Here is a 21768-nt window from a genome sequence, read left to right on the forward strand (position 1 = left end):
TTGCGCACACCTTGTCCCCAGCCTTTCCACAGGGCTGGTTTGAGCTGGGGGTCCGGCAGCCATACGTTGTGCCGAGCACGGGTCCCGTGGTGTCGGCGCAGTTCTGTCGGTGCCGACTGGTGTACTCGAATCACACAGGTGGAGTTCGTCGCCGGTGGCCGTCGGACGGCGCAGGTGGCGTCGGTGAGTTGTGACAGGGGAGTTGCCCGAGTGTCTCTTGCGGAGCTGAGCACGAGCGCGTTCGGCACCGGTGGCGATGGTCCGCCGCCGAGTGACGAGCGGGTTCCGCCGCAGGACGTGCACGCCGAGCAGTCCGTCCTCGGCGGCATGCTGCTGTCCAAGGACGCCATCGCCGACTGCGTCGAGGGCCTGCGCGGCACCGACTTCTACCGCCCGGCCCACGAGCTCATCTACGACGCGATCCTCGACCTCTACGGTCGCGGTGAGCCCGCCGACGCGATCACCGTCTCCGACGAGCTGTCCAAGCGCGGCGACCTGCAGCGGGTGGGCGGCCAGGCCTACCTGCACACCCTCATCCAGGCCGTCCCCACGGCCGCGAACGCCGGCTACTACGCCGAGATCGTCAGCGAGCGGGCCGTGCTGCGGCGGCTGGTCGAGGCCGGCACGCGCATCGTGCAGCTCGGCTACCAGCAGGGCAACGGCGACGTCGAGGACATCGTCAACGCGGCCCAGGCCGAGGTCTATGCGGTCGCCGACAAGCGCGGCGGTGAGGACTACCACGTCCTCGGCGACATCCTCGAGGAGACCCTCAACGAGATCGAGGTGGCCGCCGGGCGCACCGACGAGATGATCGGGGTGCCGACCGGCTTCATCGAGCTCGACGAGCTCACCCACGGCCTGCACCCCGGCCAGATGATCGTCCTCGCCGCCCGACCGGCCGTCGGCAAGGCCTTGGCGCTCGACACGCCGCTCCCCACCCCCCGCGGCTGGACGACGATGGGCGACATCCGTGTCGGCGACGCGCTCCTCGATGCTCAGGGTCGCCCGACCCTCGTGACCGCTGCGACGGAGGTGATGTCGGGGAGGCCGTGCTTCGAGGTCGAGTTCTCCGACGGCTCGGTGATCGTCGCTGACGCCGAGCACCAGTGGCTGACCGACACCCGCGCGTCGCGCAAGTCCGAGCAGGCCGCCCGTGATCAGCGGAACGGCACGAGGACCCAGCGGTCGCTCCCGGCTGTGCGAACCACCATGGAGATCGCCGCGACATTGCGGACTGACACCGCAGAGCAGCGCCTCAACCACTCGATCCGTCTGGCGGCTCCGCTGCGGCTGCCCGAGCGGCCTTTCGTCCTGCCGCCGTACGTCCTGGGCGCATGGCTCGGCGATGGGTCAGCCGACGCCGCCGTGTTGACCAGTGCGGACACGGAGATGGTCGTGCTCCTCGAGGCGGAGGGACTGACGGTCACGCCGACGTCGGGCAAGTACCGCTATTCCCTCCGCCTACCGTCCGAAGGGATCGCCAGCCGGCTCTGCGTCGTCTGCGGTGTGGAGTTCACGCCGGCCACCAGCCAGGTCAAGAGCTGCGGTCGGTCCTGCGGTGGCCGCGCCAAGTGCAGCGAGCCAATGCCGGCTCCGACCTGTCCTGACTGCGGGCGTCCGTCGGTGGGCCTTCGACGCTGTCAGGAATGCCACAACGACCACGGCACGGTGCGCGCCTTGCTGCGCCAGATCGGGGTCCTGGGGAACAAGCACATTCCGACGGAGTACCTGCGAGGTAGCGAGCGACAGCGACGCGCCCTGCTGGCAGGCCTGCTCGACACTGACGGCACCGTGACCACGGGCGGCTGCGCACAGTTCACGACGACGAACGAGGTCCTTGGGCGCGATGTCTACGAGCTGATCGTGAGCCTTGGCTACCGGTGCGGCCGGAGTCGCAAGGTCGTGGCGGGTCGCTCACCGCAGAGCTCGACTGCCATCATCCTGACTTTCAGCGCTGACGAGGATGTTTTCGGCTTGGCGCGCAAGAAGATGCGGCACAAGGAACTGCGTCAGCGACAGTTCCACCGGCGGAACGCACGGTTCGTGACGAGCGTGCGCCCGATCGAGTCGGTGCCGGTGAGGTGCATCCAGGTCGACAATGAGGACCACCTCTTCCTCGCGGGCGAGTCGATGATCGCGACCCACAACTCCACGATGGGTCTCGACATCGCCCGAGCCGCCGCGATCAAGCACAAGATGGCCACCGCCGTCTTCTCGCTCGAGATGAGCCGCTCCGAGATCACCATGCGTGTGCTGTCCGCCGAGGCCCAGATCCAGCTCCAGGACCTGCGCAAGGGCACGATCGGCGACGCGGGCTGGAAGAAGCTCGCGCGCATCATGGGTCAGATCACCGACTCCCCGCTGTTCATCGACGACTCACCCAACATGTCGCTCATGGAGATCCGCGCCAAGTGCCGGCGCCTCAAACAGCAGCACAACCTCAAGCTCGTCGTCATCGACTACCTCCAGCTGATGAGCTCGGGCAAGAAGGTCGAGTCGCGCCAGCAGGAGGTCTCGGAGTTCTCGCGTGCGCTCAAGCTGCTCGCCAAGGAGCTCGAGGTCCCGGTCATCGCGATCAGCCAGCTGAACCGTGGGCCCGAGCAGCGCACCGACAAGCGGCCGCAGATGTCCGACCTGCGTGAGTCGGGCTGCCTGCCGGCCGAGACCCGGATCCTCCGCGCCGACACCGGGGCGGAGACGACGATCGGTCAGCTCGCGGCGGACAACGTCCGCGACATCGAGGTCTGGTCGCTCGATGACGGGCTCCGCTACACGAAGCGCCTGATGACGCACGCCTTCTCCACGGGGATGGCGCCCGTCTTCCGGCTCACCTTGGCGTCGGGCAAGACCGTGCGTGCCACCGAGAACCATCCCTTCCTCACGTATGCCGGCTGGGAGCCGTTGGCGTCGCTGCGCACCGGTGACCGCGTCGCTGTGCCGCGTCACGTTCCGTCACCGCGTCAGCTGGCCGAGTGGACCAACCCGCAGGTGATCCTGCTTGCCCACCTGATCGGCGACGGTTCGTTCGTCAAGCGTCAGCCGCTCCGGTACGCCAGCATCGACGAAGCCAACCTCGACGCAGTGACCAAGGCTGCCCTGACGTTCGGGGTGGCTGCGGTTCGAGACGACCACGCGGCGGCGCGGTGCACGACCCTGCGCCTGCGGTCGCCATTCCACCTCACGCACGGCAAGCGCAACCCGATCGCCGAGTGGCTCGACGGCCTGGGGCTCTTCGGCCTGCGGTCGCACGAGAAGTTCGTTCCGGAGGACATCTTCTCGGTGAGCAAGGAGCAGATCGCGCTGTTCCTCCGGCACCTGTGGGCAACGGACGGTTCGGTCACCGTGCGCAAGGACGACCGTGGTGGTCGGATCTACTACGCCTCCACGTCGCGGCGCCTGGTGGACGACGTGTCACGCCTCTTGCTGCGTTTCGGCATCCAGACCCGCACCCGCGTGACGAAGAAGGCGGGATACCGCAACGGCTACACCATTGACATCTCAGGAGTCGACAGCCAGCGCAGGTTCCTCCAGGAGATCGGCGTCCACGGCGAGCGCGGCGTGGCCGCTGCGCGTCTGCTGGAGATCGTCCGCACCACCAAGGCCAACACCAACGTGGACACCGTGCCGAAGCAGGTGTGGAACGAGGTCCGAGCGTCGATGTCGGAGGCTGGCGTCACCACCCGCGCGTTCCAGGCGGGGCTGGGCACCACCTATTGCGGCTCGGCTCTCTACGCGAGTGCTCCGTCGCGGGAGCGGCTGTCCCGGGTGGCGGAGGTGCTCGGAGACGCCGACCTCGAGCTGATGGCTGTGAACGACGTCTTCTGGGACAGCGTCGTCTCCGTCGAGCTGGATGGTGTCGAGGAGGTCTACGACGCGACGGTGCTCGACTGTCACAACTTCATCGCCAATGGCATCGCCGTGCACAACTCGATCGAGCAGGACGCCGACATGGTCATCCTGCTCCACCGCGACAAGGCCGACCCCGGTCGCGAGGGCGAGGCCGACGTGATCGTGGCCAAGCACCGTAACGGTCCGACCAAGGACATCGTGCTGGCCTTCCAGGGCCACTACTCGCGCTTCGCCAACATGGCCCGCGACGGCTTCTGACCGATCGCGTTGTGTAGCGACACCGCAGTGTCACCACTCGCGACATCGAGTGTCACCGCTGACGACACGGAAGTGTCGCTTGTCGCGACGTATGAGTGTCACCGGTGATTGTGGATAAGTGACATGGAGTGTCACCGGTGACACCTCGTGTCGTTTGTCCACAGCGGGCAGCAAGAACGCCCCGACCCAAGGTGGGTCGAGGCGTTTGCTGATTCGGTCGCAGCTTAGGTGGGGAAGGCCTCTTTCGCCGCTTCGGTCAGGGTCGGGGTTGCTTTGTGGCCGGTGACGATGCCGAGGTTGGCCAGCCGTCCTATGACGAGGTGGCGTCGGTGGCCGACGCGGCGGGGTAGGACGTCGGCTCCTGTCATGGCTTGGTAGGCGCCGCGCGCCACGCCGGTCGCATGACTCCAGACGACACAGCCCGGCTCGTCAACGACGCCCTGGCCCTCGGCGACGATGGCCGCGCTTTCCGACTGATCTTGCAAGCCCGCGACGACCTTCGCGCCGGCTACGGGTATGCGGGACGCGCACTGCACCACCTTCGACTGGTGCCGTGCCGGTCCCGGCGCCGCTCCCGGTGTGCAGAAAAAGTGCAGACGTGCCCAGAAAAGTGGGCACGGCGATACCCGCCGGGCAGGGGCCTCGGCCCACTAGTCCGTGCCGTAATGTGGCGAAATCCCTGCAGCGATCCGGTGCACCCGTCGATGATCTGTGCGTGAGCGGTCAGGACCTCGTGGTGACCAGGTGGCGCCGGTACGGCAAGGACCGCCTCTACGTCGAAACCCCGGACGGGACCAAGGTCGGGTCTGGGACCTCGTTACGGAGACGGCCCACCCCGAGTCGCCCGAGTGCGAACAGACCCTGCTGGCGACCATCGCCAACTGGAAGTCGTCGGCATGCCTTGGGGACAACGGTTCCGAGGCCGTCGCGCTGGTGGTGGAAGGCGCCACCGCTTCGGCGCCGACGCTCGCCGCCGAGGATGGCGATGAACCAGAGTCACCCCGCATCCCCGACGCCGACATGCCAGACGGCGACCCGGCCGTCCTGAGCGCACCTGCTGACGAGCAGAAGGACGGCAGCGACCTCGCCCAACCGGTTCCGACCCTCGTTGTGGACGCGCCCGTACCCGTCCCGGCAGGTGAACTGGTGCGCCCTTGGGTCGACCTGGCCACCAACACCGCCGGAGCCGAAGCCCGCGAGCGAGCCCAAGCCGCCCGCGACTCAGCCCCCGTCAAAGCCGTGCTCGCGCGCGTCCTCGGCGTCCACACCAACGAGCGGGCCTGGCGTATCGGCGCGGACGGCGAAGAGAAGGTCGCCGCCCAACTCGCGAAGGTCGCCAAGAAAGACCCGCGATGGCGCTTCCTGCACGCCGTTCCCGTCGGCAACCGCGGCTCGGACATCGACCACATCATCATCGGCCCCGGCGGCGTCTTCACCGCAAACGCCAAGCACCACCCCAACGCCAAGATCTGGGTCGGCGGCAACACCTTCATGGTCAACGGCACGAAGCAGCCCTACATCCGCAACGCCCGGCACGAAGCCCAGCGGGCCGCCAGCATCCTCACCGACATGTGCGGGTTCCCCGTCCACGTCGAAGGTGTCATCGTCACGGTTAACGCCTGCGATGTCGTGATCAAGAGCCAGCCCGAGGGCGTCTCCGTCACGCCGCGCATGCAGGTCGCCAGATGGCTTCTGCGGCACGGGGACATCCTCTCCACGGACACCATGGAGGCGATCTACGAGGTCGCTCGACGATCCACCACGTGGCGGTAGACCTTGTGTGCTCGGACCAGTCCAGTTCGCCTGTCAGGATGCGTGCATGACTCCGATCGAGACGAGCCTGTCAGGCGGGCGGTCGGGCTGCGGTCTGGACAGCACGTGGTCGCATGAGTGCCGCATCGGGTAAGCGTGCGGCCAGCCACAACGACCCTCCTTACCGAGGGCTGGCGTCGGCATCCATGGCGATGGGCCTGCTGTTCGGTCTCGGTGCATTCCTCATCGCCGCGGTGTTCATGGGGTTCGACTACTTCGCTGTGCGCGACAAACCCACAGAGCGCGCCGTCGTGATCTCGCAGGGGCCGTCCGGCACCAAGGAGACGTGCGGGCCCCGCGCCCTCACGCCGGACACCCCCGGCGAACAGACGACCTACCGCTCGACGGACCCGCCCACTGGGCTACCTGCAGAGTTCAGAATCAACCACTGCCCCGACTGGGACGACCATCCCGGAGACCTCGTCGAGGTCCGCCGCACCGGGCTCGGGCAGGACGACATCTACATCGACCCGATCGAGAGCGCCGGGCAATGGCTCGGCATGGCAGGGATCGTCGGGCTCGTCACGACCGTGATCGCCGCCGTGCTTGCCTGTGTGAAAGAGGCCTGGGGAGTGCACCGAGCCCAGCGCAGGATCCGCCGCCGCAAGCAGCACCAGTCGAGTGGGCACTCATGGGAGACGTGATCGACCGAGTGCCTTGGTGGGTCGTCGCCCTGTTCTGCCTCTGTGTGGCAGCGTCCTGGCACCCGGCCATACGGTCCGCACGTACTGGAGCACGCGAAGGCATCGGCGTCGCAGCCTGCTTCCTTGTCGTGGGTTCCATGGCCACCGACAGCCCAGGGCTCGTCACCGCTGCCGTGCTCGTCATGGCAGCAGTGACTTGCTGGCTGATCTGGACCGGCCGAGAACCACGCCGTGGGCGTCATCGGCCAGGACCAACCTCATGAGCACCGCTCGCCGTCGCCTGCGCCAACGCGCCCACACCGGCGCGGGTCTAGCCGCGACGGACGCCATTGTCTTGGCCCTGTCGTCCTGCAGCCCCGAGATCAAGGGCAACACCGGGCTCATGCTCACAGACAGAGGGCTCGAAGGGGCCTGGAACGCCTGCCCCGACGACGACCTGCAAGGCGCCCTGCTGATCCGCGACTCGAATACCGACCGTTCCCAGCGCATCGGCCGCTGGGAGACGTCACATCCGGTGAACCGGGCTGCCTGGCTGATCCAGGACTCGACAGCACCGGACGGTTGGGACATCTGGAAGCCTGCGCCATCGCACTTCGAGCCCGGACATGTGTACTCCTTGTTCGCCTGGAGTGAGGTCAACGTGACCAACGCGGCGGGGGTCGACTTCGAGGCCAGCGACGTGGACCGGCTCGCCGTCGGTGAGGTCCTCATCAACGATCCGACCAGTGAAGGCGTCGCCCCATCACCGTGACGATGGACGAGTTCACCAAGAGGGCGTGTGAATAGATCCCCCCAGCCGTCCCATGTCGAGCGGTTGGTCCGCTGGGTACGCCGCGGCGCCATCCCCACGATGCCGCTTATCTTCGTCGCGTCGTTCTTCGCGCTCCTCGGCTTCGGTTTCGTGCCTACCGACCTCGGTGACCGAAAGGAAGCCCGTGAGGTCGCCGCCCACGGAGTCCAGGTAATCGTGACCGACCCCGAGGTCCACGTGGGCAAGTTCCAAGGCCGCGGCGGCGACTACTACGAAACTGACGCGGTCCGGGTACCGCTGCCAGACCTCGGCAAGGTCGAACTCACGGGCATCCCCGAGTCCGACGACTTCGACTCTCGCCCCATGCGACTGGGGTGGCAACCACCCACAGCCCGGACCGGCTACCTGGCCCCGCTCGACGTCACCTATCTACGCCACGGTGACGGAACCGTCCGAGCGATGGCTCGTCAGGACATGAAACGCCTCGCCACCTCCCGAGAGCCGGAGAAAGGGCTAGCCATCGGCCTCGGCATGCTCGCGTTGATCACCCTGTGCATCGCCGCAGGTAACAACGACGCGCTCCGCCGGTTGATCGGGATCAAGGACCGTTGAACACATGAGCCCACGACATCGTCGAGGACGAACGGTAACCCAGATGGACCTCGACCCGACCCGCAAGGACGTGGAGCCACTCAGACAAGCACACGTGGAGCCAGGGGTTCGGATCGACGAGATAGTCGCCCGGATTGCGCACCCTGCGCGACCTCATGCCGCCCACGTACGCTCCCAAAGGGAGGCCCCACCATGAGCAAGAAGATCAACCGTCCGACCGGTAGCAGCCGCCATGCGCCCAAGAAGGCGCCGCGGTACCTCTGGACCTCCACCGGGGCGCGACTTTTCGACGCCGATGGTCGCGAGTACGAGCCGTACTCGAACGACCTCCCGGTCAAGGAGGTGAACCGCTTCGTTCGGCGAGGGCAGGTGCCATTCGCCGTGCACGAATGCGGTGGAGGACTTGAGTGGTTCGAAGTCGCCGATCTTCCCGCCCTGTGGAAAGAAGTCGAGCCGGACTTCGACACTGGGGAGGACTGGGAACCGCCCGCGGACGCGCCCGGTGCTCAGCCGTACCGAGGCAGCGTCTGGAAAGCCATCGGTGGCCGTGACCTCGTCGTGGTGCTCAGCAATGAATGACCAGACCGCCGGACGTAACGTTGTGACGTCCCGACCGCGCACGCCTGACCCCGTGCTCGTCCGCGGCCCGGAAGGCGACCGCTTCACGGTGACCGTCCAGCCCTCCGGTGTGATCGGTTGGCAGTACGACGTCGGCGCTCACCTCGTCGATGTTGCGGTAGTGCTCGCGGGGGTTGCTTGGAACGTGCTGGGACGGCTCGTGTTCCGCTTCGGGTGGAGCGTCGTTGTCTATGACGAACCGTCCGGGCGCAGGATCGGTCGCCGCCGTTTCCGCTCCAAACAAGCAGCGGTCGAAGCCCTGCCCGGCCTCGCGGCGGAACTTCGGGACTCTGGGAAGCGGTGCCCTTCGACAACCGACAATGCAGGACCACACTGACGGCCGAGATTCAGAGACTGTCGGCGCCGACCGATACACCTGTTGTTGGGAAAATCCCAAGAGCATCAGTTAGGGTCATACCGATGAGCACCACAGAGCAGGCGAACCTAGTTGGGGAGCGTGTACGCGCAGCAATCAGGCGCGCCTTCCAGACGGCCACGCCCACGGACGCGTCCATCGCTGCCGACATCGGCATGAAGCCTGACGCGTTCTCCCGAGCGATGAGCGGGAACCGGGCCTTCTCCTCCTTGGAGATCGCCCGCCTGGCCGACGTCCTCAGCGAAGACGTCCACTGGCTGATCACCGGCGAACCCGACCCACTCAGTGTGCGCATCGCCGCCCGGCACACCTGGGATGCTGAAACGCGCGACCACCACAGACCTGACGCTGCCGCGGACGATGCAACTCTCGATGGTGTGGCACTGGCATACCGGCAAGCCAGCCAGTGGCGGACCGACCCGGTTGAGGCGCTCCCTACCGACCCGGCCGAGATCCGGGGGGCCCTCGGAGAAGGGTTCGTGCAGACCTTCGCCGACCGAACCGAACAAGCGCTCAAGATCGACGTCATTCGTATCCAGAACCTGTCGACCGACTACTCCTTCACGATTGGAGAGCGTCGCGTCATCCTGCTCAAGTCCGAACCGCACTGGTTCCGCTCCAACTGGTCGCTCGCTCACGAGATCGCCCACCTTGCCCTTCGGCACCACAACGTCACCGGCAAGCACGCAGACAGCCAGTACGAAGCGCCCGCGAACCGGTTCGCGAGCGAACTGCTCCTGCCCGAACAAGTGATCCGCAACGTCGACTGGGCCGCTTGCGATGAAGCCGACCTGGCCCGGCACCTGTGGGCCTACGGCGTATCAACCGAAGCCCTCGCCAACCGGCTCAGCACCCTCGGCCTGCCCGTACCGGCCATCCTGACCGTTCGGCCCGCGGGATCCACGATGCGGCTCCTGCGCCGCCAGCGTGAAGCCCTCCCCGTCATGACGTACCCAGGAACACCGTTCGCCGTGATCGACCCCATCACCCACCGGTTCAATGCCGCCGCCGAGCGACGTATCCCCGAAGCGTTGATCGCCGCACACCTCGACGGGATCGCCGCAGGCCGCCTGAACAAGGGCACCCTCGCATGGTTGCTCGAAGTGACCCCAGACGAGGTTGAAGTCGAGGAACCGCTCCCGGAAACCATGACGACAGACCAGTTGATGTCTGCCCTCGGCCTGTGACTCGCGCCCCCAAACCACTCGCCGACCTGTGAGCCTCTGCTTCTTCCCTGACAACACCGTCTTGGTGAACTTCGGACACATCAACCGACTGTCACTGCTGGGAACACTCCTCCCGGACCGGGCCTGGTGCGAAGTCGTGGCCCAAGAATGCGCCGAGTCAGCCAGAGTCCCCGGCCTAGCCGACCTGCGCCACGCCCGAGACGTCTTCGGCGAACCCCTCACCCCGACAGACCGTGAAAGGGACCGCACGTTCGATCTCCGCGACCAGATGCGCAAACCAGGCGACGCCGCCACCAAACACGTCGGCGAAGCCGAAACCATCGCCATCGTCACCTCCCGAGGCATCAAAGCCGTCTTCATCACTGACGACAAGGGAGCGCAGGCAGCCGCCCGCGGTGCAGGGATCACCGTCATCACCACCTGGGACCTGTTGAAGGTCGCTCATCGCAAGGGCCTTATCACCACGGCCGAGGCCCACGCCGACGCACAAAGCCTCGAATCCTTCGACCGCGGATGGCCGCCGTGCGCCAGGTCTCTCACCGACTTCACCCGGTGGATCACAGGCACCTGACCGCACCTGTGGATAAGTGACACGAGGTGTCACTGGTGACAGTCAGTGTCGCGAGTGGTGACACTTCCGTGTCGCTTCACAATCGGCGCGTGCCATGTCATGTCTTGTGCTCAGAGTGTCCGCACGCCGATGCAGCGTCTCGCATGAGTGTAGCGATCCCGTGGGGCACCGGTGCGCCGGAGGACGTGGGGTCTGCCGAGGGTCGGGGCGTAGGGGACTGCCCGACAGCCCTCGTCGGCGCGTCTGCTCGCGGTTGCCGACTCGGCCCCTGCTGAGGAGGAGGAAGGAAGGGCGCAGGGTTTGACGCCCCTCACTGAGGTCAGTCTCGCGGTGGCGACGCCGGTCGGCTGTTCGGCGACCGACGCGGGTCCGTGAGGCTCAGGGCGTAGAGGATGGCCCCCATGGCTGGGATCCCGGTCCCGGTGATCAACAGCCCGCCCACCCCGAACGCGATCCAGGTGCCGAAGGTCGCGTCGCGGATCGGAGCCGCGACGTTGAGGGCCACGCCCAACGCGAGGCCCAGGGCGAGCAGGGCAGCGGCGACCGCGGCCAGCCACCGCGTCGACGGGGGCCACCGAAAGTTCGTGCGGTCATGGGAGTGGGGGTCGGCGATCACCACAACACCAGCGGCGATGGTCGTGCACAGTCCCACGAGCAGGAATGCGGCGATCGAGTCTCCGGCGCGGTGCCAACCGGCAGACATGGTGGCAAGGGCTGTCACGGTCCCGGCTGCCAGTCCGGCCACGGCGGTCGGGTATCGCCACCGCATGGGGACGACGAGCAGGAGCGCGGCCGACGCAGAGATCACAGCCGTGGTGTGACCGCTCGGAAGGCTGTTGAGCGTGGCCGGTGACACCTCGCGGATCCCCAAGTCCGGCCGCTCCAGCAGATGGTCTTTCAAGATCAAGGTCGAGACGTTCGCACCGGCGAGGAGGCCAATGGCAGCCAGTCCTTGAACACGCTCGAGCCGGACCAGGGCGATCGTGGCCACCAGCGCGACCGTCCCCAGCAGCGAGGCAATCGAGACCACGTTCAGCACCCTGTCGGTGCCGTCAGCCAGGGCCGAACGCGTCAGGAGGGCTCCCCGCAGGGAGGCGTCCCCGAAGAGGCGACCTTGGATCGTGCGAACCGTCACGTAGTAGACGAGCGCGAATCCGATCGCGAAGGCGAAGCCGGTCAGGGCGATTCGCACGAGAGGACCCCCTCTGTCGTCGCGCGTGCGTTCGACTCCCACATCAACATCCTGCACCCGATCCGCCGTCAGCGTGCGGATCGCGGTCAGACGCGTGACCTCACGACGGAGGCATACCGATGAGTGGCTCGATCCACGCCGTCCTTTGGGTACATGGGAAGGGGGTCGGCTACGGCATACGATCCAGTTGGTCGAACGCCACGTCTCGTTTCGGTGCGAGCGTCCGCTCGGCGGGGCCGACCGGAGGCTCGCACAAGACGAATCGCAGCGTGTTGATGTTGCCCGAGGGCAGGATCTGCACGCTGAGGAGTCGGTGCTCATCGAGGAAGTTCCCTACGTCCAGGTAGGCACAGAGCCCCGAGGCGATGGCCCGCTCCGCGTCCCTGACGACACAGCGCAAGATCGCCGGCATCAGGCGCTCGACGGTCCCAGCGATGATTGCCGAGGAACCGAGGGACAGGAGGTCCTCATACCAAGAGAAGTTGGCCGCCCCGGCCGAGGAGATCGACACGTCGAGCTGGCACTCCTGCCGTGAGTCGTACTCGACCCCGAAATGGAGCTTCCAGACGATGTCCAGGTCACCGTTGAAGTAGTTGTCCAGCACCATGGTGATCGGGATCTTGTACTCCACGTGAGTGGTGTGCCATGAGGGCTGCACTCCTGCTCCAGCCAGCCAAAGTTCGGGCGCGGCCGCCAGGTGCTGTTCGACCTGCGTGCTGAAGAGCTCGTCCAAGAGGGCGCCGGGGAACTCCCGAAAGGTGCACGTCGACTCGTCGAGACCCATGCTGATCGCCTGCCCGAGCGTGTGCCAGGTACCTGATCCGGTGTGCTTGGCCTGGAGGCTCAGGAGGGTTCGGGCGCGGATGGCGGTGTTCACCGTGCCTTGGGTCGGGAGCCCAGGGTCGAGGATTTGGTAGTGCGTCCTCAGTCGGAACTGGTAGTCGGCGACATCAACGTTCGCGGATGCCGCGCTGATGGCCCAGGTGACCTGGAACTCCTCGAACGGAGCCGGCGAGGCGTCGGAGACGGTGAACTGGTCAAGGCTCAGGCGTTCGTTGATGCTCATGCTGGGCGGGAGGGTCGGGAGCGGCCCGATGACCTTGAACCCACGCCTCAGCGAGTTGGCTGTGTTGTCGGACAGATTGACACGCATGACGACCCCTGAGGTGTGAACGGGTGGACCAACGGCTTCTACCGTCGAGCGGATTACTCGGCCGGCGCGATGTTCTGGTTGTTCCGGAAGAGGTTGGCGGGGTCGTAGGTCGCCTTGACCGAGGCCAGGCGGTCGTAGTTGGCGCCGTAGTTGGCACGGATGCGGCCCTGGTCGTCCTCGGACATGAAGTTGATGTAGCCGCCCGCGCTGGTGTGTGGCTCGAGCGCTCCGTGGTACGCGCGCACCCAATCGATATTGGCTTCGTTGTCTTCGGCGTCAGGCCACATCCCGGCGATCACCGGGGCGAACTTCGCGTCACGGTAGGCGAACGCGGTCGCGTCCGCCGCGACATCGTGGACGGCGCCATCGATGGGGTAGAGGTGCATGGTGGACTGCATCGCAGGCACCTTGGGGCCATGTTCGACGTGGGCGGCGATGGCGCCGTCGGTCAGCTCAGGCAGGAAGGCGGCCTTCCAGTAGTGCTGGAGACCCTTCGGCAGCAGACCGTCGAAGGCGCTGTTCAGGGCGGGATAGGGCATCCGGCCAACGTGCTCGGCCACAGGGGTCCCGACGGTCCGCAGCTCGCCCAACAGAGCCTCCGCGTCCGTGTCCGGACCGTTGAAGCACGACACCAAGAGCATCAGCGGATCGCCGACGCGGTCCTCGGGGATGAACGGGAGAGGTGGGGCGATCTGGAAGGCGGGGAAGGCGCCCATCGCTCGTGGCGCCGTGGCGATCCACTCGGCGTACGTCTTGAACAGCTCCTCGGCGACGTCGAGCTCGAAGAACATCGGCCCGCCGTAGATGGTGTCCACCGGGTGGAGGTCGAACTCGAGCTCGGTGACCACGCCGAAGTTGCCGCCGCCGCCACGCAGCGCCCAGAACAGGTCCGGGTGCTCGGTCTCGTTGGCGGACACGAAGCTACCGTCGGCGAGGACGACGTCGGCCGACCGAAGGTTGTCTATGGAGAGCCCGTGTGCCCGAGCGAGGTAGCCGATCCCGCCCCCGAGGGTGAGCCCAGCAACCCCCGTGGTGGAGATGATGCCGCCCGTGGTGGCGAGGCCGAAGCTGTGTGCCGCATGGTCGAAGTCACCCCAGGTGCAGCCGCCCTGCACGCGAGCGATGCGCTTTGCCGGGTCGATGCGAATTCCCTTCATGGCGCTCAGATCAAGCACGATGCCGTCGTCGACCGTCCCAAAGCCCGGGACGCTGTGGGCGCCACCGCGGATGGCCAGTGGGAGGCCACTTTCGCGGGCAGCCGCAACGGTGATGCGGACGTCCGCAACACTCAGCGCGCGGACGATCGCGAGCGGGCGCCGGTCGATCATCGCGTTGTAGACAGACCGCGCCTCGTCGTACTCCTGTGATCGGGCGCTGATGACATCGCCGCGGACCGCGTCGAGGATCGTGAGTGCGGGAGTGCCGCTCATGGGATTCTTCCTCTTCTTCTCGCTGCAGCTCTGGGATTGGGTCGGGAGGGTGGTGGGCTGGCCGGCTCAGCTGAACAACTGCTGGGCGTGGTCATGGAACTGGCGCATGGGGGCGACGGGACCGATCTCGATGAACACTGCGCCCTCGGCGGACGTGGCGGTGTGTCCGGCAGGCCAGAAGTAGACCTCGCCGGCACTCGCGGTCTCGGTGCTCCCGTCTGCGTGCTCGAGCTGGACCGATCCCTCGAGCACGAGCCCCCAATGGGGACTGGGGCAGCGGTCGTTCGGAAGACCCTTCAACACCGGGCCGAAGTCAGTCCCGGCCGGGATCCGTACATGCCGAACAGCCATGCCGCCACCTTGCTCGACGTACCTCGTCTCAAGGTCGCCCTGCGCTACCTCGATGGGCAGGTCATTGATGTGCGTCGCCATGGAGATGCTCCTTCGCAGTGATTGTCGTCGTGAACGACGCTACGGAGCCGCCGCTCGCGGCGCATGACCTGATGTGACCCTTCGGTCAGGGGTGGGGGTCAGAACTGACTATCTCGGCCGGCGCGGGATCGGTCTACAGTCGAGGGACAATGGAACCTGCTTCGGTGAGCTCACCGACCGGGCCCGCGAGAAGTCGGACCACCTTCGTCGGGCGCCGTTCGGAGATGCAGCGCCTGGAGACGGTGTGGGCCGCGGTCGAGGACGACTGTCGACAGGTCGTCTTCGTGGGCGGCGAGCCCGGCGTCGGCAAGACCCGGCTGGTGGTTGAGGCGGCCGCAGCTCTTCGTGAGCAGGGCGCCGCGGTGCTCTGGGGTTCGTGCCGCGAGGAGTTCAACACCCCGTACAGACCCTTTGTCGCCATCCTCGAGCAGGCACTGGAACAAGCTCCGGCGCAAGCCTTGCGGGACATCACAACCCACGCTGCGGCCCCTCTCCTGCGACTGACCAAGGCCACTTTGGGCCACTGGCCAACAGCTAGTGTCGAGCGGGGAGACGGTGACTCCCAGCCGGTCCTGTTCGACGCCGTCCTGCGCGTGTTGCTGGCGGTGGTTGAGCAGGGGCCGGCCGTGCTGGTCCTCGAGGACCTTCACTGGGCCCCGGAGCCGACACTGGGGATGTTGTCCCATCTGGTCGAGTCGACGGCGGGTGAGCAACTCCTCATCCTGGCGACGCGTCGCACCACCGCCCCGGACCGCACGGACCCGGTCAGCTTCGCCCTGGCAGACCTGCACCGCCTCGACGGCGTCGCCCGGATCGACCTCGTCGGGCTGACCACCGAGGACGTGGCCCAGTACCTGGTGCGCGAGGCCCGGGTATCGCCGCGGTCCGCTCGAGCGGCCGCGCCGGTGGTGAGAGACCACACCGGCGGAAACCCGTTCTTCCTCCAGGAGTACTGGTACGACCTCGCGTCGCGGGGTGGTCTCGACGCCTTGCGGCTCGGAAGTGCCAAGGCTCCGCGCTCGGTGCAGGACGCTCTGGCCCGTCGGCTGGCCGCATTCGACCTCGCCCACACACGGGTGCTCGAACTGGCCGCGGTCGCGGGGGACATGGTCGACCCGAGCCTGCTGGTCTCGGCCTGTGATCTTGGTGCGGACATGGTTCTTGAGGGCATCGACCTCGCTGTCCGGGCCGGACTGCTGGTTGCGGACGCAGAAGCCGGCGGCTACCGCTTCGTCCACTCGCTGGTGCGGCAGGCAGTGCTGGACCAGATGGCAGCCACCGATCTCGCGGGTACACACGGGCGCATCGCGGCGGTCCTGGAGACGCGCGTGGCCGGTGATGACCCGTCGAATATGGCGCAGCTCGCGCACCACTACGTCGAGGCCCGCGCACTCGGGCACGGGGAGAAGGCCGTCCGTTACCTGGTCATGGCGGCCCAACAGGCCGTCCGCGGCATCGCTCACGGTGAGGCAGCCACGCTCTACGAGCAGGCAGCGCAGCTGCACGTCGTCGACGGCCCGCCTCAGGGCGAGCTGCTGTTCGCCGCAGCCCGCTGCCACATGCACGCCGGCCACTTCCCGGTCGCCCGCCAGATCTACGACCAACTGAGCACGGACCGGGACCCCAAGGTGCGTTTGCTGGCCGCCATTGGTCACGAGGACGCGTCATGGCGACCCTCCGAGAACGGTCAGCGATCCCTGGAGATGCTCAGCAAGGCCCGGCAGGCCTCCTCCCTGGACGATGACGACCCGTTGAACATCCATGCCCTGGCCAGCATGGGACGTGCGGCCTCGTTCACCGGTGACCGCAGGCAGGCCCGCGAACTCGGGGAGGAGGCACTGCGGCTGGCCCGCCTCAGCGCCGACGAACATCTCACCGCGCATGCCCTCGGGGCGACCCTGTGGCAAGGCCTCAACCCGGCGCTCGCCCCAGCGCTGTTGGCCCGCGCCCTGGAGATGCACGAGATCGCCACGCGCCTGGGAAGCGACGACCACTTGGGGCCGGCCGCATTCCACCGGGGTGCGTTCGCCTACATCGTCGGCGACGAGCCCGAGTGGAGCAGCGCGCAGCGCGACATGACCGAGATCGCCCTGTCCCGCGGGCAGCCATTCTTCCGCTACGTCTCCGGCTGCTCCCGGTTCGCCCATCGCTACGCAGTTGGCGACTTTGCGGGCGCAGCGCACATCGCCGCCTGGCTCGACGACCAGTTCAGCCATGAGTTCGACGGGGCCACCGAGGGATCGTGGGGCCTCCAGCAGTTCATGTTGCACCGGGTCACTGGTGGGCTCGAGCAGATCCGCCCGCTCATCACCGGTGAGGAGAGTCTCGAACACCAGTGGTTGCCCGGCCTCTTAGCCCTGTACACGGGGCTCGGCATGGTCGAGCCAGCCGGCCGCCTCTTGAGGTACCTGTCCGACAGACTGGACGACTACCGCGCCGGGGCCCAGTGGGCCGGGGTATTGGCGTTCGCGACCGAGGCCGCCGCGAAGCTGGACGACGTCACCGCAGCGGCGTGCCTCCGGCCACTGCTGACCGAGTACGCAGGCAGCAACCTGATGGCCGGCGCCAATGCCGCAGTCTTCGGCTCCGCAGATCGGTACCTTGGGCAGCTGGACTCCCTGCTGGGCGACCCCTCAGCCGACCGGTACTTCGAGCGTGCCTTGGAGATGGACCGCCGGATGGGTGCGGCCACCCACCAGGTGGAGACGCTCACCGCCTGGAGCTGGCATCGCGCCCGCGCCGGTGGTCCGACTCGCGGGCAGGTGTGCCCTACAGCAGCAAGCCTCGCGGAGGAGGCACGCGCCATGGCGCGGCGCATCGGTCACCGCCGAGTCCTCACAGAGCTCGATGCCGAGCCTGCTCCGCGTGTCCAGCGCGAACCTCTACCCAACGGCCTGACCGAACGAGAGGTCGACGTGCTCCGCCTGGTCGCCGAGGGGCTCTCCAACCGAGAGATCGGCGAGCGGCTGTTCATCAGCGCCAACACCTCCGCCAACCACGTGCGTAGCATCCTGCTCAAGACGGCATCACTCAACCGCACCAAGGCTGCGATCTTCGCCGTCGAACACGGCTTGCTCTAGTCACCCACCTCGATGAGCTACATCGGGGCGAAGGAGCCGTCCGGAGCCAGCGTCCCGGACAGTTCCATGATCGCATCGGCCGGGAGGCCCGCCCGGATCGCGGCCGTGCGAATGCTCGCGACGTCGTCGGCCTCGTACAGGCAGAAGGTCTTGCGCTTGTCGGAGGACAGGAAGGACTTGAGCCAGCGCACCCCAGCCTCGTCGTTGATCCGATTGATGGCTGCGGCTGTCTCTCCCGCGGCCTCCAATCGATCCGAGAACTGTCGCTCCACCATGAATACGGGCATCCGCGTCCTCTCGATAACTGGCCTCCAGCCTCCTCAGGAAGGCCCCGATCGGAAGTGTCAGCCTTTCCAACATAGACGGCTGGGCAGCCCACGTGAACCGTGCCAGTCCGGCGCGCGATCTCAGTCTCTTCTGAGGTGGGCGGGTCGGGCACTGTCGAATCGTTCAGGTGGGTTCGTCCAGGGGCATTCACTCAAACTTGGCATGATCGATCGACCCGTGCCTCGCGGGCCGTGCGCCCCGCCATGTCATCTATCGGCGGACGTACCAGCTTCTGACCCGGACGGTGCTCGCGTCGCGTGAGCACTTCGCGGCCTCGTGGTGTCGGGCACGACCGAGGTCGAGGACCGCGCCGAACGAGGTACGCCGTGCCCCCTCCTCTGGGTAGGCCCGGCCTCCGCACCATGCCGTCCAGCGGTTGTGGCGCCGCTGTCGCACGCAGCAGCGGATGTGGTGCAAAGTTTGGTTAAACGCTTGACCAAGGTCACCGAGAGGCTCTACCGTCTGATCAAGCGTTTAATCACGATGGAGTGAGGCTTGCCGATGGAGTTGGGCACCACGACCGAGCCGGTCTTCTTCCGGCCGCAGGACGGATGGGTGGGAGACGTCATCCCGTTCGAGCAGGACGGCCAGTTCTGGCTGTACTACCTGCTCGAGCGACGGGGCGACCCGCCGGCGGGGATGCCCTGGCACCTGGTCACCACCCGCGACCTCGTGACGCTCACCGATCGCGGCCTGGCCCTGCCGACCGGCAGCGAGCCGGGCGCCGAGGACCACAACTGCTACACCGGCAGCATCGTGCGTGACGACCACGGTCGCCACCACCTCTTCTACACGGCCCAGAACCCGGACGTCCTCGGGTCCGACGGGCTGCCGTTGCAACTCGTCGCCCATGCCACGAGCGACGACGGGATGACGACCTGGACCAAGCACCCGGCTGACACCTTCGGCGCCACGCCCGGGTACCGGCCCTCGGACTGGCGCGACCCGTTCGTCTTCCGGCACCCGGACGGCCGTTGGCACATGCTCCTCGCGGCGCGTCACCAGACCGGCCCCGAACGGCGACGCGGAGTGATCGCCCGCTGCGTCTCGGACGACCTGGTGACCTGGGAGCCGGCCCAGCCGTTCTGGGACCCGCGTCGCTACATCACGCACGAGTGCCCCGAGGTCTTCCAGTGGGGGCAGTGGTGGTACCTCGTCTACTCCGAGTTCTCCGACCGCTTCGTCACGCGCTACCGCATGGCCCGGAGCCCGGAGGGCCCGTGGGAGGTCCCCGTGCACGACACCCTCGACGGACGCGCCTGGTATGCCGCGAAGTCGGCGGCTCGCGACGGGCGCCGGTTCTTCTTCGGGTGGATCGCCAGCCGCGCAGGCCAGCGCGACGACGGTGCCTGGCAGTGGGCCGGGAGCCTGTCCACCCTGGAGGCGCTGCAGCGCGAGGACGGCACCCTGGCCATCCGGCCACCGGCCGAGCTGGTCGAGACGTTCAGCGAGGACCGGTCCGCGCAGCTCGGGCTCGCCAAGGGGGTGCTCGAGGCACCGGACTCCTACGTGGACACCGTCTCCGACCACGACACCCCGAGCCAGTTCCACGCCAGGGTGGTCCTCGACGTCGACCCCGGCACCCGGGAGTTCGGTCTCCTGGTCCGCTGCTCGGACGACGGCGACACCGGATACGTGCTGCGACTCGAGCCCCACGCGTCACGCATGGTGCTCGACCGCTGGCCGCGCCGGACCACCGGCGAAGCGCAGTGGCAGGTGTCCGGCGACGTGCCCCAGATCATCGAGCTGGAGCGCCCCGCCGACCTGTCGCCCGGACGGCACGTCATCGAGGCGCTCGTCGACGACGACCTCGCCGTGTTCACCCTCGACGGCGCCGTGACCCTCAGCACGCCCCTCTACGACCACCGGCGCGGACGCCTGGGTGTCTTCGTCGGGGAGGGGCGTCTCGAGGTGGTCGAGGTCAACCTCAGCCGACGCCCACCGGTCACCGACCCCACCCTCACCGACGACACCTCCTCAGACGACACCGATGGCACTGACGACACCGACCTCCCCGACACATCCGTTCTGCCCCCTCGTTCCACCACGACCGACCCCGGCTCCACGGGGTCCGCTGCACGAAGGAGTGCACCATGAAGAAGATCACCGGGCGTAGCAGGAAGATGACTGCTTCGCTGCTGGCCGCTGCCGTAGGCACCGCGCTGGCCCTGAGCGCCTGTGGTGGTGGCTCGACCGGCACCGCGCCGGGCGACGTCAACCCCACCGGCCAGATCAAGCCGCGGGAGATCTCGTGGCTGCTGTCCCGTCCCGCCAACGGTTCCGTCATCACCGTGATGAAGGGCCTTGCGGACGAGTACGCCACCACGCACCCCGGCTTCGCCCTGAACTTCATCACCACCCCTGACCGCCCGTCATACATCCAGAAGCTCGAGACGCTGGCGGCCGCGAAGAAGCTGCCCGAGTTCTTCGACACCGACGCCACCCCCTATGCCCAGAAGCTCGCCAAGCAGGGCCAGATGGTCGATGCCGAGAAGCTGCTGAAGGACATCGGCCTGGACCAGAGCTACCGGCCGTCGGCGCTGGCCTACCAGCGGTTCGACGACGGTTCGCTCTACCTGCTGCCGTTCGAGTACGGCGCCGAGTACTTCTGGTACAACAAGGCGCTCTTCGCCAAGGCTGGCGTCGATGTCCCGAAGACCCTCGACGACTTCCCGGCCGTCTGCGCCGCCCTCGCGAAGTCGGGAGTCACGCCGATCGCCCTCGCCGGCAAGGAGCAGTGGCCGCTGGAGCGCTACATGGCCTACCAGCCGTTCCGGCTCGAGGGCCCCGGCTACGTCGGCAAGCTCAAGAAGGGCGAGGCCAAGTTCAGTGACCCCGCGGGTGCCGCCGCGGCCAAGTGGCTCGGTGAGCTCGGCTCGTCAGGCTGCTTCCAGAAGGGCTTCTCCTCCGTCGGGTACACCGACGCGCAGAACCTCTTCACCTCTGGCAAGGCGGCGATCTACAACATGGGTACGTGGGAGCTCGGCAGCCTCGCCACCGACAAGCTGGACAAGGGAGTGCGGGACGACGTCGACTTCTTCACCCTCCCGACGGTCGCGAACGCCAAGACCGCGGACAACGACTACGTCGCCCCTTCGGGGATCGGCATGGCGGTGAACACCAAGACGTACGACCCGTTGGTCCGCGACTTCCTCAAGTTCGCCCTCACCAAGTACCCGCAGCAGTACGCCGCGTCCGGCGCGCTGGCACCGACCACGACCGCGGTGACGGTGCCGGCCAACGCGACTCCCCTCTACTCCAAGGCGATCTCGACCGCGGAGAAGGTCGGGGACGAGCTGGCCATGCCCTGGGACACCCAGCTCGACCCCACGACGAACACCAAGCTGCAGCAGGAGCTGGTGCTCCTCGTCCAAGGTGACGTGACGCCCGCCAAGTTCATCTCCACGATGGACACCACGCTCGCCCAGAACGCGCCGAAGTACTTCAAGTAAGGCCGCTGTCGGTGGGTCGGGGAC

Annotated in this window: 18 protein-coding genes; 12 read left to right on the plus strand and 6 right to left on the minus strand. The window is 67.2% G+C overall.

Going from position 1 to position 21768, the window contains the following annotated elements; translation table 11 throughout:
* The first annotated feature begins 210 nt into the window (after positions 1-210).
* Entirely contained in the window at positions 211-4107 is a 3897-nt protein-coding gene (locus ABD262_RS13500; protein WP_425564871.1) for a replicative DNA helicase, read from the plus strand.
* 224 nt (positions 4108-4331) lie between these two features.
* On the opposite strand, the gene ABD262_RS13505 is transcribed toward ABD262_RS13500, so the two are convergent.
* A complete protein-coding gene (locus ABD262_RS13505) occupies positions 4332-4646 on the minus strand; it encodes a hypothetical protein (RefSeq protein ID WP_344136985.1) in 315 nt (104 codons plus the stop codon).
* 205 nt (positions 4647-4851) lie between these two features.
* Here ABD262_RS13505 and ABD262_RS13510 point away from each other — a divergent pair, with 205 nt between their 5' ends.
* The 8 genes from ABD262_RS13510 to ABD262_RS13545 all read left to right on the plus strand — a co-directional run bounded on the left by ABD262_RS13510 (position 4852) and on the right by ABD262_RS13545 (position 10678).
* Positions 4852-5880: a nuclease-related domain-containing protein gene (locus ABD262_RS13510; RefSeq protein WP_344136987.1), complete on the plus strand. Its 1029-nt coding sequence runs from the start codon at positions 4852-4854 to the stop codon at positions 5878-5880.
* Positions 5881-5993: 113 nt separating this feature from the next.
* Positions 5994-6563, plus strand: a complete 570-nt coding sequence (locus ABD262_RS13515; RefSeq protein WP_344136991.1) for a hypothetical protein — start codon at positions 5994-5996, stop codon at positions 6561-6563.
* A gap of 259 nt (positions 6564-6822) precedes the next feature.
* A complete protein-coding gene (locus ABD262_RS13520) occupies positions 6823-7314 on the plus strand; it encodes a hypothetical protein (RefSeq protein ID WP_344136994.1) in 492 nt (163 codons plus the stop codon).
* Between the two features lie 27 nt (positions 7315-7341).
* Positions 7342-7926: a hypothetical protein gene (locus ABD262_RS13525; RefSeq protein WP_344136997.1), complete on the plus strand. Its 585-nt coding sequence runs from the start codon at positions 7342-7344 to the stop codon at positions 7924-7926.
* Between the two features lie 192 nt (positions 7927-8118).
* The gene (locus ABD262_RS13530) at positions 8119-8505 is read left to right on the plus strand and encodes a hypothetical protein (protein ID WP_344136999.1); all 387 of its coding nucleotides are present in this window, start codon (positions 8119-8121) and stop codon (positions 8503-8505) included.
* Entirely contained in the window at positions 8498-8881 is a 384-nt protein-coding gene (locus ABD262_RS13535) for a hypothetical protein (protein WP_344137002.1), read from the plus strand. The genes ABD262_RS13530 and ABD262_RS13535 overlap by 8 nt, the downstream gene beginning before the upstream one ends.
* An 83-nt stretch (positions 8882-8964) precedes the next feature.
* Positions 8965-10107 (plus strand): ImmA/IrrE family metallo-endopeptidase, encoded by a 1143-nt coding sequence (locus ABD262_RS13540; protein WP_344137005.1) that lies wholly within the window; start codon positions 8965-8967, stop codon positions 10105-10107.
* Between the two features lie 28 nt (positions 10108-10135).
* Positions 10136-10678, plus strand: a complete 543-nt coding sequence (locus ABD262_RS13545) for a PIN domain-containing protein (protein ID WP_486352071.1) — start codon at positions 10136-10138, stop codon at positions 10676-10678.
* Between the two features lie 319 nt (positions 10679-10997).
* Here the strand turns inward: ABD262_RS13545 and ABD262_RS13550 are convergent, their stop codons facing one another.
* The 4 genes from ABD262_RS13550 to ABD262_RS13565 form a co-directional block, all read right to left on the minus strand.
* On the minus strand, positions 10998-11870 hold the full coding sequence (locus ABD262_RS13550) for a phosphatase PAP2 family protein (protein WP_344137011.1): 873 nt from the start codon (positions 11868-11870) through the stop codon (positions 10998-11000).
* Between the two features lie 169 nt (positions 11871-12039).
* Positions 12040-12936, minus strand: coding sequence for a hypothetical protein (locus tag ABD262_RS13555; RefSeq protein WP_344137013.1), 897 nt, complete (start codon positions 12934-12936; stop codon positions 12040-12042).
* A 140-nt stretch (positions 12937-13076) separates the two neighbouring features.
* The gene (locus tag ABD262_RS13560) at positions 13077-14453 is read right to left on the minus strand and encodes an FAD-binding oxidoreductase (protein ID WP_344137016.1); all 1377 of its coding nucleotides are present in this window, start codon (positions 14451-14453) and stop codon (positions 13077-13079) included.
* Positions 14454-14519: 66 nt separating this feature from the next.
* Positions 14520-14885 carry a cupin domain-containing protein gene (locus ABD262_RS13565; protein ID WP_344137019.1) on the minus strand — a complete coding sequence of 122 codons (366 nt, stop codon included), beginning with the start codon at positions 14883-14885 and terminating at the stop codon, positions 14520-14522.
* A gap of 149 nt (positions 14886-15034) precedes the next feature.
* On the opposite strand from ABD262_RS13565, the gene ABD262_RS13570 reads away from it, so the two are divergent.
* Positions 15035-17965 (plus strand): ATP-binding protein, encoded by a 2931-nt coding sequence (locus tag ABD262_RS13570; protein WP_344137022.1) that lies wholly within the window; start codon positions 15035-15037, stop codon positions 17963-17965.
* 17 nt (positions 17966-17982) lie between these two features.
* Here ABD262_RS13570 and ABD262_RS13575 read toward each other — a convergent pair whose 3' ends face one another.
* Positions 17983-18252, minus strand: a complete 270-nt coding sequence (locus ABD262_RS13575; RefSeq protein ID WP_344137025.1) for a DUF4242 domain-containing protein — start codon at positions 18250-18252, stop codon at positions 17983-17985.
* Between the two features lie 541 nt (positions 18253-18793).
* On the opposite strand from ABD262_RS13575, the gene ABD262_RS13580 reads away from it, so the two are divergent.
* Complete coding sequence (locus tag ABD262_RS13580; RefSeq protein WP_344137028.1) at positions 18794-20389, plus strand: family 43 glycosylhydrolase; 1596 nt, start codon at positions 18794-18796, stop codon at positions 20387-20389.
* Positions 20386-21744, plus strand: coding sequence for an ABC transporter substrate-binding protein (locus tag ABD262_RS13585; RefSeq protein ID WP_425564872.1), 1359 nt, complete (start codon positions 20386-20388; stop codon positions 21742-21744). Before ABD262_RS13580 ends, ABD262_RS13585 begins: the two co-directional genes overlap by 4 nt.
* Positions 21745-21768 lie beyond the last annotated feature (24 nt).

Origin of the sequence: Pedococcus bigeumensis (assembly GCF_039531795.1) — a bacterium.
Classification (GTDB): domain Bacteria; phylum Actinomycetota; class Actinomycetes; order Actinomycetales; family Dermatophilaceae; genus Pedococcus; species Pedococcus bigeumensis.